Here is a 14,653-nt window from a genome sequence, read left to right as displayed (position 1 = left end):
TTTCGGCGGGTTTTTCTTTGCCCCGAGGTTCTCCCATGCCCGACGCCGCTTTCGCTGCCCTGCCGCTGCCGGCCGCCGCTCCGCCCGCCGATCATGGGCCGGTGCCCAATCCCCTGCCCCGGCTGCTGACCGGCGAGGACCTGACGGCGGAGGATGCGGAGCATCTGTTCGAGCGGCTGGTGCTTGGGCGGCTGGAGCCGGCGGAGATCGCGGGCATGCTGATCGCGCTCCGGATGAAGGGCGAGACGGCGGAGGAGATGGTCGGCGCGGCCCAGGCGCTGTCGGCGGCGGCCCTGCCGTTCGCGCGGCCGGACTATCTCTTCGCCGACTGCTGCGGCACGGGCGGGGACGGGTCGGGGGTGATCAACGTGTCCACCGCGGCGGCGTTCGTGGTGGCGGCGTGCGGGCTGCCGATCGCCAAGCACGGCAATCGCTCGGTGAGCTCGCGCTGCGGGTCGGCCGACGTGCTGGAAGCGCTGGGCGCGCCGGTGGAGGTCGCGCCGGAAGAGGCGCGGCGGCTGCTGGACGAGACGGGCTTCTGCTTCCTGTTCGCGCCCGCCTACCACCCCGGGATGAAGCATGCGGCCCTGGTGCGGCGGCAGCTGGAGGTGCGCACGGTGATGAACCTGCTCGGCCCATGCATCAATCCGGCCCGCCCGCCCGTTCAGCTGCTGGGCGTCGCCGATCCCAAGCTGCTGCGGCGGATCGCGCAGGTGCTGCAGGCAGTGGGGGTGGAAAGGGCGCTGGTGGTACACGGATCGGGGTTGGACGAGGTGGCGCTGCACGGGGAGACACGGGCCATCCGCCTGGCGCACGGCTTGCTGTCGGAAGTCGAGCTCACGCCGGAGGAGGCGGGGGTCGAGCGCGCGCCGCTGAGCACGGTGACGGGCGGCGATGCGGCGGAAAATGCCGAACGGCTGCGGCAGCTGCTCGGCGGCGGCGGGACACGGCCGGAGCAGGACATCGTCGCGCTGAACGCGGGCGCGCTGCTGATGACGGCCGGGCGCGCAGCGAGCTTCGGCGAGGGCGTCGGCATGGCGCGCGACGCCCTGCTGGGCGGGCGCGGCGGTCGGGTGCTCGCCGCTTATGTGGAGGCCAGCCGTGGCTGACGTGCTCAGCGCGATCGTCGAGCGCAAACGGGCGGACGTGGCGCAGCGCCTGGCGGGTTTCGACGGGGCCGGAGCTGAGCCGACGCGGCGCAGCCTCCGCGAAGCCTTGGCCCGGCCGGGGGCGCGCTTCATCACCGAGGTGAAGCGAGCCTCGCCATCGGGGCACCAAGCCCGGCATACGCTCAAAGCGGCGGTGCGGGCCTATGCGCCCGTGGCCGACGCGATCAGCGTGCTGACCGATACGCCCTTCTTCGGGGGATCGCTGGAAGACCTGCGCGCGGTGCGGGCGCAGTTCGACGGGCCGGTGCTGGCCAAGGATTTTATCGTCGATGCCCGGCAGGTCGCCGAGGCGCGGCTGCACGGGGCCGATGCCGTGCTGTGCATGCTGTCCGTGCTCGACGACGCGGCCGCCCGCAAGGTGCTGGCGGAAGCCGAGCGGCTGGGCATGACCGCCCTGGTGGAGGTGCATGACGAGGCCGAGCTGGAGCGGGCGCTGGCGCTTGGCGCCGCAGTGATCGGGATCAACAATCGCGACCTGAAGACGCTGAAGACCGACCTGGCGGTGACCGAGCGGCTGGCTGCGCGTGTGCCCGACGATGTGCTGCTGGTGAGCGAGTCCGGGATCGGCAGCCGCGCGGACGTGGAGCGGCTTGCGCCCCTTTCGGACGGCTTCCTGGTCGGCTCGTCGTTGATGGCGGCCGAGGACATCGACGAGGCGGCCCGCGCCTTGGTGCACGGCCGGGTGAAGCTGTGCGGCCTGACCCGCGCGGACGATGTCTGGGCCGCGGCCCTGGCCGGCGCGAGCCATGCTGGCTTTGTGTTCGTGCCCGACACTCCCCGTGCGATCGAGCCGCGGCTGGCCAGAGCGCTGGCCGAGGCGGCCCGCAAGGCCGGGGTGAAGCCGGTCGGCGTGTTCCGCGATGCGCCGGCGCCTTACGTCATTGCCGCGGCGAACGACCTCGACCTGGCCGCGGTACAGCTGCATGGACGGGAGCAGCCGGAAACGATCGACCGGATCAGGGCAGGCTTCGACGGCGAGGTCTGGACCGCCTGTGCGCCCGGCCAGGACCGCGGCGGCGACCGGCCGGTGTTCGACAACGGGCCCGGGGGCACAGGGCAGGCCTTCGACTGGGCGCCGCTCAGCCAGGAGCGGCGGCTGCCGCAGGCCTTTCTTGCGGGCGGCATTGGTCCGACCAACGCCCGGGACGCGCAGGCGACGGGCGTCTACGGCATCGACGTCGGCTCACGGGTGGAGGCCGCCCCCGGGCGCAAGGACCCGGTCAAGGTGCAGGCATTGTTCGACAGGCTGCGGCCACTGGACCGGAGAGCGGCATGAAGCACGACGGACGCTTTGGCCGCTACGGCGGCTGTTATGTGCCCGAGATCCTGGTGCCGGCGCTGGAGCAGCTGGAGGCGGCGTTCCTGGAGGCGGAGGAGGACCCGCAGTTCGGGGCCGAGCTGCAGGAGCTGCTGGCCACCTATGCCGGGCGGCCGACCCCGCTGACCCGCTGCCGCAACCTCGCCGCGGGCACGCCGGCGCGCATCTACCTCAAGCGTGAGGACCTGCTGCACGGGGGCGCACACAAGACCAACCAGGTGCTGGCGCAGGGGCTGCTCGCCAAGCGTATGGGCAAGCGCCGGCTGATCGCCGAGACGGGGGCGGGGCAGCATGGCGTCGCCACCGCGCTGGCCGGCGCGCTGTTCGGGCTGGAGACCGAGATCTACATGGGCGCCGACGACGTTGAGCGGCAGCAGCTCAACGTGTTCCGAATGGAGCTGATGGGCGCGCGGGTGATCCCGGTGACCGGCGGCGGGCGGACGCTCAAGGATGCGGTGAACGAAGCGCTGCGCGACTGGACCGCGAGCTTCCCGGAAACCCACTATCTGCTCGGCACCGCCGCGGGCCCCCACCCCTTTCCGACCATGGTCCGCCAGTTCCAGCGGGTAATCGGCCGCGAGGCGCGGGCCCAGACGCTGGAGGTCGAGGGACGGCTGCCCGACTCAGTGGTGGCCTGCGTGGGCGGCGGGTCGAACGCGATCGGCATGTTCAGCGACTTCGTACCCGACGAAGACGTGGCGCTGATCGGGGTCGAGGCGGCGGGCAAGGGCCTCAACGGCCACGAGCATGGCGCGACCATCCTGCGCGGCTCGCACGGCATCCTGCATGGGACCGAGACGCTGGTGCTGCAGGACTCGGACGGGCAGGTGGCGGACAGCTGGTCGATCTCCGCTGGGCTCGACTATCCGGCGGTAGGGCCGGAGCATGCGCACCTTAAGGAAACCGGCCGGGCGAGCTACGTCGGAGTGGAGGACGGCGACGCGCTGGCGGCGTTCCAGGCGCTGGCGCAAACGGAAGGCATCATCCCGGCCTTCGAGAGCGCCCATGCCCTCGCCCACGCGCTGGAGCTGGCGGAGGCCGCGACCGAGGAGACGGTGATCGTGGTCAACCTGTCGGGCCGCGGCGACAAGGACATGGCGCAGGCGGTCAAGCTGCTGAAGGGCGCGGAGGCGTGAGCCGCTACGAGGAGATGTTTCTTCGCCTGCACCAGCGGGCCGAGGGGGCATTCGGCGGCTTCCTGATGCTCGGCGACCCCGACGTGGCAACCAGCGCGGCCCTGCTCGACGCGCTGGTCGAGGGCGGAGCCGACATGATGGAGGTCGGCATTGCCTTCTCGGACCCGGTCGCCGACGGGCCGGTGATCCAGGCCGCGGCGGAACGCGCGCTCGGGGCCGGCGTGCGGGTCGACGATTGCTTCGGGCTGATCGCGCAGTTCCGGGCCAAGCACCCGGCGGTGCCGGTGGGCATCCTCACCTACGCCAACCTGCTGGCGGCGCGCGGGCGGGAGCGGTTCATGACGGATGCCGCCGCCGCTGGCGCCGACTCGATCCTGGTCGCGGACGTGCCGAGCCTGGAGGCGGAGCCCTATGCCGCCGCGGCGCGGGCGGCGGGGCTCGATTACGTCATGATCGCCGCGCCGAACACGCCCGAGCCGGTGATCCGCCGCATCGCCGAACTGTCGTCGGGCTATACCTATTGCGTCGCCCGGGCCGGAGTGACCGGCACCCGCGATCGCCTAGCGCTCGACCATGACCAGCTGTTTGGGCTGTTGCGGGAGGCGGGCGCTCCGCCGCCGGTGCTGGGCTTCGGCATCTCGACCCCGGACCAGGTCGGGGAAGCGCTAGCATCAGGCGCAGCGGGGGTGATCGCCGGCTCGGCGCTGGTGCGGCTGGGCGCGGATGCCGACGGCTTACGTGAACTTGTCTTGGCGATGAAGGCCGCTACTGCCCTGCCCGGCAGCCAAGAGGAGCAGCATGGCCGTTTCGCTTGAAGGCAGGACAGCGATCGTCACCGGCGCGGGCGGCGGCCTGGGCCGCACCCACGCGCTGCTGCTGGCGCGGGCGGGCGCACGGGTGATCGTCAACGACGTGCCGCAGAACCTCGCCGCGGCCGAGGCGGTCGTCGAGGAAGTCCGCAGCGCCAGCGGCCAGGCCGAGGCGACCGGCGCTTCGGTCACCGACGAAGCGGCGGTGGCGGAGATGGTGGCCCGGGCGGGCGCGGTCGACATTCTGGTCAACAATGCCGGCATCCTGCGCGACAAGAGCTTCAGCAAGCTGGAGCTGGCCGACTTCCGGCTGGTGGTCGACGTGCACCTGATGGGCTCGGTGATCTGTACCAAGGCGGTATGGGACGGCATGCGCGAGCGCGGCTACGGCCGGATCGTCATGACCACCTCCTCGAGCGGGCTGTATGGCAACTTCGGCCAGTCGAACTATGGCGCGGCGAAGATGGCGCTGGTCGGGCTGATGCAGACGCTCAGCCTGGAGGGCGCCAAGACCAACATCCGCGTCAACTGCCTGGCCCCGACCGCGCGCACGGCGATGACCGAGCAGCTGCTGCCGCCCCAGGCGCTGGAGCTGCTCAAGCCCGAGTACGTGAGTCCCGCGTTGCTGGCGCTAGTGGCGGAAGATGCGCCCAACCGGACGATCCTGTGCGCGGGGGCGCAGGGGATCGAGCAGGCGCAGGTGACGCTGACCCGCGGCATCTCGATCGCCGGCATGGACGATCTCCACGCGGCGCAGGCAATCCTCGATCGCTTGGGCGAGATCGGCGATCCTGCGACGGCGACGGTTCCTGCGTCTGGGCTCGAGCAGGGCCAGGTTGAAGTCGGCAAGGCGCTGGCGGTCTGAAGCTGCGCGCGCACCACGGTGATCCGCTGTCCGGGCGCTTCGCGGTGCCCGGCGACAAGTCGGTGTCGCACCGAGCGCTGATCCTGGGCGGGTTGGCCGAGGGCGAGACCGTGATCTCGGGCCTGCTGGAGAGCGAGGACGTGCAGGCCACCGCCGCGGCGGTGCGCGCGCTCGGGCCGCGGGTGGAGCGGTTCGGGCCGGGGCGGTGGCGGGTCATCGGGGCGCCGTGGCGCTCGCCCGATGCGCCGATCGAGTGCGGCAACAGCGGCACCGCGGCGCGGCTGCTGATGGGTGCGGCGGCGGGGTTTGACCTGACTGCCACCTTTGTTGGCGACGAGTCACTCAGCCGCAGGCCGATGGGGCGGGTGCGGAGGCCGCTGGAGTCGATGGGCGTGCGCTTCGAAGGCGGCGACACGCTTCCGCTGACGATGCACGGCGGCGGGCTCAGGAGCATCGAGCACCTCAACGTGCCGGCCTCGGCGCAGGTGAAATCGGCGGTGCTGCTGGCGGGGCTCGGCAGCGACGCGCCGGTCACGGTGATCGAGCCCCTGCCCAGCCGCAACCATAGCGAGATCATGCTTCGCCACTTCGGTGCGGAGGTCGAGACGGACGGGCGCGTGACCCGGCTCGGGGCCGCGCGGAAACTTGAGGGCCGGCTGGTGAGCGTGCCCGGCGACCCCTCCGCCGCCGCCTTCGCCTGGGCCGCCGCGGCGATCGTCCCGGGCTCGGAGGTGAGGACGGAGGGCGTGCTGCTCAACCCGCTGCGCTCCGGCTTCATCATGGCGCTGCAGCGGATGGGCGCCGACGTGCGGTTGGACAATGTGCGGGGCAGCCAGGGCGAGACGATCGGCGACGTGCGGGTGCGGTTCGGGCCGATCTTCGGGGCGGAGTTCACGCCCGAGGAGATCCCGTCGATGGTGGACGAGATCCCGATCCTGGCGGTGGTCGCGGCCTGTGCGCGGGGCGAGACCCGGATCGAGGGGCTCGACGAGCTGCGGCACAAGGAGAGCGACCGCCTGGCGCTGATGGCCGAAGGGCTGAGCGCGTGCGGGGTCGAGGCGCGGGCGGACGGGGATGCGCTGGTCGTTCGGGGCGGGCCGGTGCGCGGAGGCGCGGCGGTGCGGACGGAGGGCGACCACCGCATCGCCATGGCGCACCTGGTGCTCGGGCTGGGCGCCGCGGAGCCGGTCGAGGTCGACGAGGCCGAGATGATCGCCACGAGCTTTCCGGGCTTTCGCGAAGCGATGCGCGGGATCGGCGCGGGGATCGAGGAGCTGCGATGAGCTGGAACAGCTTCGGCCGGGCGCTGCGCTTCACGACCTGGGGCGAGAGCCATGGACCGGCTATCGGTGCGGTGGTGGACGGCTGCCCGCCGGGGCTGGGACTCGACGAAGCCTGGGTGCAGCGCTGGCTCGACCAGCGGCGGCCGGGCACGGGGCGCAACGTCTCGCCGCGGCAGGAGCCGGACCGCGTGCGCATCCTGTCGGGGGTGTACGAAGGGCGGACGACCGGCACGCCGATCAGCATGATGATCGAGAATGTGGACGCGCGCTCTAAGGATTATGCGGGGCTGCCGCCGCGGCCGGGTCATGCCGATGCGGCGTATGAGGCCAAGTACGGTCTGCGCGATCCCCGCGGCGGTGGGCGGGCGTCGGCTCGGGAAACGGCGGCGCGGGTCGCTGCTGGCGCGGTGGCGCGGTTGATCGTGCCGGAAGTCACGATCGAAGCGCGGGTGGCGGAGATCGGCGGCGAGGCGGACGCCGCGCGCTGGGATGCGCTGCTGGACGAAGCTCGATCAAGCAGCGACAGCCTGGGCGCGGTGATCGAATGCGTGGCGACCGGCGTGCCGGCGGGCTGGGGCGCGCCGGTCTATGCCAAGCTGGACGCGGAGCTCGCGGCGGCGTGCATGGGGATCAACGCGGTCAAGGGCGTGGAGATCGGCGAAGGGTTCGCCGCCGGCCGGGCGAGCGGGCGGGCGAGCCTGGCGGCGATGAAAGCGAGCGGAATTGATGGGGGTATCTCGACCGGACAGCCGATCGTGCTGCAGGTCGCGTTCAAGCCGACGTCGAGCATCGGCATCGGCGGGCGGCACGACCCCTGCGTCGGCATCCGCGGGGCGCCGGTGGTCGAGGCGATGGTCGCGCTGGTGCTGGCGGACCACAAGCTGCTGCACCGGGCGCAATGCGGCTGAGCCGCTGCGCCTAGTGGCACTTGAAGCGGTCGAACGGCTCCAGGCAGCTGAGGCAGCGGAACTGGCTCTTGCAGGGGGTGGAGCCGAAGCGGCTGACCTCCTGAATGTCGGCCGAGCCGCATTGCGGGCAGTGGACCTCCCCTGAGGGCTCGGGCGGCGCGATGCCGTAGCGGCGCAGCTTGTCACGGCCTTCCGCGGTGATCCACTCGGTGGTCCAGGGCGGGGCGATGGCGGTGTCGATGCGGATCTGGCGATAGCCGGCGGCGTCGAGCGCCTCGCGGATGCTCTGCTCTATCGCGTGGGTGGCCGGGCAGCCGGAGTAGGTGGGTGTGATCACCACCCGGCCGGCCTCGACCGACCGGACGATGCCGAGGTCGACCACCGAGACCGCAGGAATCTCGGGGTCGGGCACCTCAGCCAACACATCCCAAATCGGCTGCATCAGACCCGCTCGATCGCCAGCGCGATGCCCTGGCCGACGCCGATGCACATGGTGCACAAGGCGTACTTGCTGCTGTTGCGCCCCAGCTCCTCGGTCGCGGTCAGCGCCAGGCGGGCGCCCGACATGCCGAGCGGATGGCCGAGGGCGATGGCGCCGCCATTGGGGTTCACGCGGGCGTCGTCGTCGGGCAGCCCGAGCTGGCGGGTGACGGCGAGCGCCTGGGCGGCGAAGGCTTCGTTGAGCTCGATGACGTCGAGCTGATCGAAGGACAGGCCGAGGCGCTTCAGCAGCTTCTCCGACGCTGGCGCCGGGCCGATGCCCATGATCCGCGGCGGCACCCCGGCCACCGACGCTCCCAACACTCGGGCGCGCGGGGTCAGGCCGTTGCGCTTGGCGGCTTCTTCCGAGGCGATGATCAGCGCGGCGGCGCCGTCATTGACGCCTGAGGCATTGCCCGCGGTGACGCTGCCGTCCTTGCGGACGATGGGCTTCAGAGCGGCGAGCTTGTCCAGCCCGGTGAGACGCGGATGCTCGTCCCGGTCGACGCGCGTGGGCCCGCCCTTGCGACTGGGGATCTCGACCGCGACGATCTCCGCGGCGAGCCGGCCGTTGGCCTGAGCGGTAGCGCTCTTCTGCTGGCTGCGCAGGGCGAAGGCGTCCTGGTCCTCGCGGGTGATCTGATACTCCTCGGCGACGTTCTCGGCCGTGCTCGGCATGGTATCGTCGCCGTAGGCGTCCTTCATCTTGGGATTGACGAAGCGCCAACCGATGGTGGTGTCGTAGATCTCGGCACGCCGGTCGAACGCGCTCTCCGCCTTGGGCATAACGAAGGGCGCACGGCTCATGCTCTCGGAACCGCCGGCGATGAGCAGGTCCTTGTCGCCGCCGCGGATCGCGCGGGCGGCCATCGCCACCGCGTCGAGGCCGGAGCCGCACAGCCGGTTGAGGGTCACTCCGCCGCTGGAATGCGGCAACCCTGCGAGCAGCCCGGCCATCCGCGCGAGATTGCGGTTGTCCTCGCCGGCCTGGTTGGCGCAGCCGAGGATGATGTCGTCGAGCTCGCCCCAGTCGACATGCGGATTGCGCTCCATCAGCGCGCGGATCGGCACGGCGGCGAGGTCGTCGGCGCGCACGCTGCTGAGCGCTCCGCCGTAGCGGCCAATCGGGGTGCGAACGGCGTCGCAGATGAAGGCTTCGGTCATCCGTTCTTAGATGACGCCTCTTCTCATTTGATCAAGCTCGATCGACTCGAACAGCGCCTTGAAGTTGCCTTCGCCGAAGCCTTCGTTGCCCTTGCGCTGGATGATCTCGTAGAAGATGGGGCCGATCACGTTCTGAGTGAAAATCTGCAACAGCAGGCCCTGTCCTTCGGTCGGCGCGCCGTCGACCAGGATACGGCGCTTCTTCAGCTCGTCCAGCGGCTCGCCGTGGTTCTTCACCCGCTCGTCCAGCAGGTCGTAATAGGTCTCCGGCGTATCCTGAAACGGAATGCCGCGCGCGGACAGGATGTCGACCGAGGCGTAGATGTCGGTGGAGCCGAGCGCGATGTGCTGGATGCCCTCCCCCTTATACTCGCGCAGGAACTCCTCGATCTGGCTCTTGTCGTCCTGGCTTTCGTTCAGCGGGATGCGGATCTTGCCGTCCGGGCTGGTCATCGCCTTGGAGAATAGGCCGGTGACCTTGCCCTCGATGTCGAAGTAGCGGATCTCCCGGAAGTTGAAGAGCCGCTCGTAGAAGTCGGCCCAGTGCGCCATCCGGCCGCGCTGGACGTTGTGGGTCAGGTGGTCGAGGTAAGTGAGGTGGCTATGCGCCTCCCCTATCCGCTCCTGCCAGCCGGGTTCGAAGGTGAAGTCGTCTTCGTAGGCGCTGCCCGCGTCGCCGTAGCGGTCGATCAGGTAGAGCAGCGAGCCGCCGATGCCCTCGATCGCCGGCCAGCCGAGGCCGCGCGCCGTCATGTCGGTAGCGCCCAGCTCCAGTGCCCGCGCATGGGCCGCGGGCGCATCGTGCACGCGAAAGGCCATGGCCACGGCGGACGGACCATGCTCCGACGCGAAGTCGGCGGCGTGGCTTTCGTCATGGGCGTTGATCAGGAAGTTGATGTCGCCCTGGCGGTGCAGCGTGATGTCCTGGGTCCGGTGCCGGGCGATCGCCGGAAAGCCGAGCTTGGCGAACAGCGAACGCAGCAGCTCAGGATCGGGCGCGGCATATTCGACGAACTCGAAGCCGTCGGTGCCCATCGGGTTCTCGAGCCCAAGCGGGGTCAGTTCGGCGGTGGCGGTAGCCATGGCGGGGCACTCCTTGTTTCTTGCCTTTCCCCTGCTCCCCCGAAGCGGGCTTTTCAAGGCTGGCCGACTGGCGCAAGGCATGGCCGATGGACACTCCCGACGGCTGGACCGAGCAGGACGACGCGCTGGCCAAGAGCTTCCGCTTTCGCGATTTCGGGGCGGCGTTTGCCTTTCTCACCCGAGTCGCGCTGCATGCGGAGAAGGTCGACCACCACCCGGAGTTCACTTCGCGCTGGAACCGGGTCGACTTCCGCCTGACCACCCACGATGCCGGCGGGATCACCGACAAGGATCGGGAGCTGGCGCGGGCGCTCGACGCGCTCGCCGCTGGAATGGGGCGCTAGCGAAATCGCCATCTGGCGTTCAGCCGCGCGAGCGAATAAGGAGCCGGTGATGACGCGCACCGTTGCTGCCGCTGCCTACTATTACCGCCAAGAGGTGGGGACCGGCTGACGCGCGCTTATCATACGCGACCTGACCGCCCCGCCCGACACCAATCCGGCGGGGTTTTTTGTGCCCGAGAGGACTTAAGCCCATGTTCCAGCAGTTCGATGAAACCAGCACTTTGGAGAAGCCGGCATGGCAGGCCCATGTGGTGGACCAGGGCTGGGACCGCTTCAGCGCGGAGGACCATGCGGTCTGGGACACGCTCTACGCGCGGCAGGTGGAGCTGCTGCGGACGCGGGTGGTGATGCCTTTTCTGGACGGGCTGGACCTGCTCGACATGGGAGCGCCGGGCGTGCCCGAGCTCGAACGGCTGAACGCGCGGCTGCAGGCGCGGAGCGGCTGGGAGACGGTAGCAGTGCCCGGGCTGGTGCCCGACGAGGCGTTCTTCGCCATGCTGAGCGAGCGCGTGTTCCCGATCGGCAACTTCATCCGCCGGCGGGAGCAGCTCGACTATCTGGAGGAGCCCGACTGCTTTCACGACATCTTCGGCCATGTGCCGATGCTGGCGCACCCCGGCATGGCGGCGGCGATGGAGCAGGTCGGGCGGACGGGTCTCCAGGCGATCGCCGCCGGCAGGGGCGAGTGGGTGGCGCGGCTCTACTGGTACACGGTCGAGTTCGGACTGTGCCGCGAAGGGGGCGAGGTGAAGATCCTTGGTGCCGGGCTGGCGTCGAGCTTCGGCGAAGCGCGGGCGAGCCTGGAGGATGGCGCGATCGAGCGGCGGCGGTTCAGCGTGGCCGAAGCGACCGCCACCCCCTATCGGCACGACGCGATGCAGCCGATGTACTTCGTGGCCGACGGGGTCGATGCAGCGGTCGATGCGATCCTCAGCGCGGAACCGCCAGCCCCTGCTCGCTGAGGAAGCGCGTCGTTTCCTCGACCACCCGGCGGGTGCCGCCCTCGGTGACTGCGAAGCCCATGTGGCTGCAGCCGATCTCCACCGCCTTGTCGCTCTCGTCCGGCAGGCCGTAGGCGGCTCGCGGCGCGACCAGCCCGTCCTTGCGCGACCATAGCGCCAGGGTGGGCACCGGCGGCTTGTCGTGGATGCGCATGACGGGCGGCGCGTCGACCTTGTGGCCGGCGACGAGCTCGTACAGCCGCCAGACGTTGTTCCAGTGGGGGTCGCCGGAAAAGGGCGAGCCGAGCGTCACCACCGCCAGCACCTGTTCGGCCACTTCGCGCGCCAGCTCACGGGCGAACACGCCGCCCAGGCTCCAGCCGACCACCAGCACGGGACCTCTGCCCGCCAGCGAGCGCAGCCGCTCGCGCAGCTGCTCGATGGTGCCGGCCTTGGCGCCGGTGTTGAGGCCATTGGCCCAGCCGTAGGTGCGCCAGCCCGCCGCGCCGAACGCTTGGCGGAGGGCGGCGGTGGTGCGGTCGTGAGCGAGGAAACCGGGAATCACCAGGCAGCGCGGGCCGTCCTTCGGGCCGCGCGGCCCGAGGTGGCCGAAGCTCTTCCACATGCGGGGGAGCAGCGCGCCGAGTTCGTTTAGCTTGGCCAGTTGCGAGGGCGGGATGGTGTCAGGGTCGCGGGTCATCGGTCTGCCCGACGCAGTCAGGCCATTATTGTTTCAACGCGAAGGCGCAAAGGAGCAGAAAGGAAGACGCGAAGGGTGCGATCCTCTTCGCGTCTTCCTTTCTGCTTCGCGCCTTCGCGTTGAAAATCGGGCTCCTGCTTCCGCAGGAGCGCTAAAGATATTCCGCACCACCCAGCAGCGGCCGGATCGCCTCCGGCAGCCGCACGCGGCCGTCCTGCGTCTGGTGGTTCTCCAGCAGCGGCACCAGGATGCGTGGGGAGGCCAGCGCGGTGTTGTTGAGGGTGTGGGCGAAGCGCACCTTGCCATCGGCGTCGCGGTAGCGGAGGTTGGCGCGGCGGGCCTGCCAGTCGTGCAAGGTCGAGCAGCTGTGGGTCTCGCGGTACTTGCCAAGCGAGGGTACCCAACTCTCGATGTCGTTCATCCGGTACTTGCCCAGCCCCATGTCCCCGGTCGAGGTCTCGATCACCTGATAGGGGACCTCCAGCTCGCGCAGCAGCTGTTCCGCCAGGCCGAGCAACCGGGCGTGCCACTCGGCCGAGACCGCCTCGTCCGCCTCGCAGATGACGTACTGCTCGACCTTGAGGAACTGGTGAACGCGGAGCAGCCCGCGCACGTCGCGGCCGGCGCTCCCGGCCTCGCGGCGAAAGCAGGGGGAAGTGCCGGCATAGAGGACCGGGCCGCTCGACAGGTCGAGGATCTCGCCCGAATGGAGCGAGGTCAGCGCCACCTCCGCGGTGCCGGCCAGCCACAGCTCGTCCTTGGGCAGCTGGTAGACCTCTTCCTCGTGGCCGGGGAACTGGCCCTGCTGCAGGAAGGCCTGGACGCGGGCGAGCGCGGGAACGGTGATCGGGGTGAAGCCAGCGTTCGCGATCCTGGCCAGCGCCCAATTCATCAGCGCGCCTTCAAGCAGCGCCAAGCGACCCTTGAGGCAATATTGGCGCGAGCCCGAGACCTGGACGATGCGGGTGAGGTCGGCCCAGCCGTTGCGCTCGATCAGCGCAACATGGTCGAGCGGCTCGAAGTCGAAGGTGCGCGGGGCGCCTTCGATGCGGACGACCTGGTTGAAGCTCTCATCCGGGCCGACGGGGGCGCCTTCGTAGGGGATGTTGGGGAGGCGGAGCATGAGGCCGCGCAGGGCTTCGTCCTTGTCGGCCAGGGTGCGCTCCAATTCGGTCGCGCGCGCCCCGGCCTCCTTGGCGCGGCGGCCGAGTTCCGCCTTCTCCTCGGGTGCGGCGCTCTTGAAGCCGGCGGAGATGGCGTTGCGCTCGGCACGGAGCTGGTCGATCTCGGTCTTGACGGCCCGCGTCTCGCCATCGAGTGCAAGGAGCTCGTCGAGGCTGAGCTCGACACCCTTGTCGCGGATGGCGCGTTCAACGGTTTCGCGGTCGCGGCGGATCAGGTCCATGGCAAGCATGGCCGGGCGGATGCGCGAATTGCGCCCGCGGGGCAAGTTGCCTAACCAGCCGCGACACAACAGGGAGCCACCATGCCGTCCGGACTAGCTGCGCTGCTCGATGACGTGGCGACGATCGCCAAGCTTGCCGCCGCTTCGGTGGACGACGTGAGCGCCGCCGCGGGGCGCGCCGGCTTCAAGGCGGCGGGCGTGGTGATCGACGATACGGCGGTGACCCCGCGCTACGTCACCGGCCTGTCGCCGCAGCGGGAGCTGCCGATCATCGGCAAGATCGCGCTCGGCAGCCTCAAGAACAAGCTGCTGATCCTGCTGCCGGTGGCCATGCTGCTGGCCGCCTTTGCGCCGTTCCTGATCACGCCGCTGCTGATGATCGGCGGCGCCTACCTCGCGTTCGAGGCGACCGAGAAGATCCTGGAAAAGCTGTTCCACCACGAGCAGACGAAGGTCGAGCTGCTCGATTCGGTCGACCCGGGCGAGCTGGAGGACCGGCAGGTCGCGGGCGCGATCCGCACCGACTTCATCCTGTCGGCCGAGATCATGGCGATCGCGCTGGCCGAAGTGGAGGCGAACAGCCTGCCGATGCAGGCCGCGGCGCTGGCGGCGGTGGCGATCGCCATCACCGTCGGCGTCTACGGGGTGGTCGCGCTGATCGTGAAGCTGGACGATATCGGGCTGCACATGTCGACCCGCGGGCCGGGTTTCGCCCGCGCGTTCGGCCGCCTGCTGGTGCGCGCCGTGCCCAAGCTGCTGACCGGGCTGGCCACGCTGGGAACCGCGGCGATGCTGTGGGTCGGCGGGCAGATCCTGCTGCACGGGATGGAGGAGCTGGGCTTCGGGACCATCCCGCACCTGGTCCACGACGCGGCGCACGGCATGGCCGAGGCGCTGGGCTTCTGGGTGCCCGTTTGGGAATGGCTCGGCAACGCGCTGGGTGGCGCTATCGCGGGCCTGATCGTCGGCGGCGCGATCGTGGGGGTGCTGCACCTGATCCCGCGCAAGAAGAGCGAGACCGTGGCCGCGCACTGAGCCTCGCCGGACG

Annotated in this window: 15 protein-coding genes; 10 read left to right on the top strand and 5 right to left on the bottom strand. The window is 70.3% G+C overall.

All coding sequences use genetic code 11. The annotated features are described in order from the left end of the window. Positions 1-35: 35 nt before the first annotated feature. The 7 genes from trpD to QZX62_RS11270 are packed head-to-tail and all read left to right on the top strand — an operon-like array spanning position 36 to position 7,488. On the top strand, positions 36-1,109 hold the full coding sequence (gene trpD, locus QZX62_RS11300) for an anthranilate phosphoribosyltransferase (protein WP_294174528.1): 1,074 nt from the start codon (positions 36-38) through the stop codon (positions 1,107-1,109). After that, entirely contained in the window at positions 1,102-2,445 is a 1,344-nt protein-coding gene (gene trpCF / locus QZX62_RS11295) for a bifunctional indole-3-glycerol-phosphate synthase TrpC/phosphoribosylanthranilate isomerase TrpF (RefSeq protein ID WP_294174527.1), read from the top strand. The genes trpD and trpCF overlap by 8 nt, the downstream gene beginning before the upstream one ends. Beyond that, a complete protein-coding gene (gene trpB / locus QZX62_RS11290; protein WP_294174526.1) occupies positions 2,442-3,623 on the top strand; it encodes a tryptophan synthase subunit beta in 1,182 nt (393 codons plus the stop codon). The genes trpCF and trpB overlap by 4 nt, the downstream gene beginning before the upstream one ends. Further along, a complete protein-coding gene (gene trpA, locus QZX62_RS11285) occupies positions 3,620-4,438 on the top strand; it encodes a tryptophan synthase subunit alpha (protein ID WP_294174525.1) in 819 nt (272 codons plus the stop codon). Before trpB ends, trpA begins: the two co-directional genes overlap by 4 nt. After that, complete coding sequence (locus QZX62_RS11280) at positions 4,422-5,297, top strand: SDR family NAD(P)-dependent oxidoreductase (protein ID WP_294174524.1); 876 nt, start codon at positions 4,422-4,424, stop codon at positions 5,295-5,297. The genes trpA and QZX62_RS11280 overlap by 17 nt, the downstream gene beginning before the upstream one ends. After that, positions 5,294-6,580, top strand: a complete 1,287-nt coding sequence (gene aroA, locus QZX62_RS11275) for a 3-phosphoshikimate 1-carboxyvinyltransferase (protein WP_294174578.1) — start codon at positions 5,294-5,296, stop codon at positions 6,578-6,580. The genes QZX62_RS11280 and aroA overlap by 4 nt, the downstream gene beginning before the upstream one ends. Continuing rightward, positions 6,577-7,488 (top strand): chorismate synthase, encoded by a 912-nt coding sequence (locus tag QZX62_RS11270; protein WP_294174523.1) that lies wholly within the window; start codon positions 6,577-6,579, stop codon positions 7,486-7,488. Before aroA ends, QZX62_RS11270 begins: the two co-directional genes overlap by 4 nt. Positions 7,489-7,498: 10 nt before the next feature. Here QZX62_RS11270 and paaD read toward each other — a convergent pair whose 3' ends face one another. The 3 genes from paaD to hppD are packed head-to-tail and all read right to left on the bottom strand — an operon-like array spanning position 7,499 to position 10,215. Continuing rightward, the gene (gene paaD, locus QZX62_RS11265; RefSeq protein ID WP_294174521.1) at positions 7,499-7,930 is read right to left on the bottom strand and encodes a 1,2-phenylacetyl-CoA epoxidase subunit PaaD; all 432 of its coding nucleotides are present in this window, start codon (positions 7,928-7,930) and stop codon (positions 7,499-7,501) included. Next, entirely contained in the window at positions 7,930-9,132 is a 1,203-nt protein-coding gene (gene pcaF / locus QZX62_RS11260; RefSeq protein WP_294174520.1) for a 3-oxoadipyl-CoA thiolase, read from the bottom strand. The genes paaD and pcaF overlap by 1 nt, the downstream gene beginning before the upstream one ends. Before the next feature lie 6 nt (positions 9,133-9,138). Then, positions 9,139-10,215 carry a 4-hydroxyphenylpyruvate dioxygenase gene (hppD, locus tag QZX62_RS11255; RefSeq protein ID WP_294174516.1) on the bottom strand — a complete coding sequence of 359 codons (1,077 nt, stop codon included), beginning with the start codon at positions 10,213-10,215 and terminating at the stop codon, positions 9,139-9,141. Positions 10,216-10,301: 86 nt separating this feature from the next. Between hppD and QZX62_RS11250 the strand changes: the two genes are divergently transcribed. Both QZX62_RS11250 and QZX62_RS11245 read left to right on the top strand, forming a co-directional pair. Then, on the top strand, positions 10,302-10,559 hold the full coding sequence (locus QZX62_RS11250; RefSeq protein ID WP_294174514.1) for a 4a-hydroxytetrahydrobiopterin dehydratase: 258 nt from the start codon (positions 10,302-10,304) through the stop codon (positions 10,557-10,559). A gap of 191 nt (positions 10,560-10,750) precedes the next feature. Further along, complete coding sequence (locus tag QZX62_RS11245) at positions 10,751-11,521, top strand: phenylalanine 4-monooxygenase (RefSeq protein WP_294174513.1); 771 nt, start codon at positions 10,751-10,753, stop codon at positions 11,519-11,521. Here the strand turns inward: QZX62_RS11245 and QZX62_RS11240 are convergent. Together QZX62_RS11240 and serS are read right to left on the bottom strand one after the other, a co-directional pair. After that, positions 11,490-12,200 carry an alpha/beta fold hydrolase gene (locus tag QZX62_RS11240; RefSeq protein ID WP_294174511.1) on the bottom strand — a complete coding sequence of 237 codons (711 nt, stop codon included), beginning with the start codon at positions 12,198-12,200 and terminating at the stop codon, positions 11,490-11,492. The genes QZX62_RS11245 and QZX62_RS11240 overlap by 32 nt on opposite strands. A gap of 151 nt (positions 12,201-12,351) precedes the next feature. Beyond that, positions 12,352-13,614 (bottom strand): serine--tRNA ligase, encoded by a 1,263-nt coding sequence (gene serS, locus QZX62_RS11235; RefSeq protein ID WP_294174509.1) that lies wholly within the window; start codon positions 13,612-13,614, stop codon positions 12,352-12,354. 72 nt (positions 13,615-13,686) lie between these two features. Between serS and QZX62_RS11230 the strand changes: the two genes are divergently transcribed. Further along, the gene (locus QZX62_RS11230) at positions 13,687-14,640 is read left to right on the top strand and encodes a DUF808 domain-containing protein (protein ID WP_294174508.1); all 954 of its coding nucleotides are present in this window, start codon (positions 13,687-13,689) and stop codon (positions 14,638-14,640) included. Positions 14,641-14,653: the final 13 nt, after the last annotated feature.

Source organism: uncultured Sphingomonas sp. (genome assembly GCF_902806265.1).
In the GTDB taxonomy this organism is placed as follows: domain Bacteria; phylum Pseudomonadota; class Alphaproteobacteria; order Sphingomonadales; family Sphingomonadaceae; genus Sphingomicrobium.
This window is presented reverse-complemented; position numbering and strand designations above follow the sequence as displayed.

Bases quoted from the DNA above. Each gene is read 5' to 3' on its own strand.
- QZX62_RS11245 (WP_294174513.1), top strand. From the start codon at position 10,751: ATGTTCCAGCAGTTCGATGAAACCAGCACTTTGGAGAAGCCGGCATGG.
- trpD (WP_294174528.1), top strand. From the start codon at position 36: ATGCCCGACGCCGCTTTCGCTGCCCTGCCGCTGCCGGCCGCCGCTCCG.
- QZX62_RS11240 (WP_294174511.1), bottom strand. From the start codon at position 12,200: ATGACCCGCGACCCTGACACCATCCCGCCCTCGCAACTGGCCAAGCTA.
- hppD (WP_294174516.1), bottom strand. From the start codon at position 10,215: ATGGCTACCGCCACCGCCGAACTGACCCCGCTTGGGCTCGAGAACCCG.
- trpB (WP_294174526.1), top strand. From the start codon at position 2,442: ATGAAGCACGACGGACGCTTTGGCCGCTACGGCGGCTGTTATGTGCCC.
- QZX62_RS11280 (WP_294174524.1), top strand. From the start codon at position 4,422: ATGGCCGTTTCGCTTGAAGGCAGGACAGCGATCGTCACCGGCGCGGGC.
- serS (WP_294174509.1), bottom strand. From the start codon at position 13,614: ATGCTTGCCATGGACCTGATCCGCCGCGACCGCGAAACCGTTGAACGC.
- paaD (WP_294174521.1), bottom strand. From the start codon at position 7,930: ATGCAGCCGATTTGGGATGTGTTGGCTGAGGTGCCCGACCCCGAGATT.
- QZX62_RS11270 (WP_294174523.1), top strand. From the start codon at position 6,577: ATGAGCTGGAACAGCTTCGGCCGGGCGCTGCGCTTCACGACCTGGGGC.
- pcaF (WP_294174520.1), bottom strand. From the start codon at position 9,132: ATGACCGAAGCCTTCATCTGCGACGCCGTTCGCACCCCGATTGGCCGC.
- QZX62_RS11250 (WP_294174514.1), top strand. From the start codon at position 10,302: ATGGACACTCCCGACGGCTGGACCGAGCAGGACGACGCGCTGGCCAAG.
- QZX62_RS11230 (WP_294174508.1), top strand. From the start codon at position 13,687: ATGCCGTCCGGACTAGCTGCGCTGCTCGATGACGTGGCGACGATCGCC.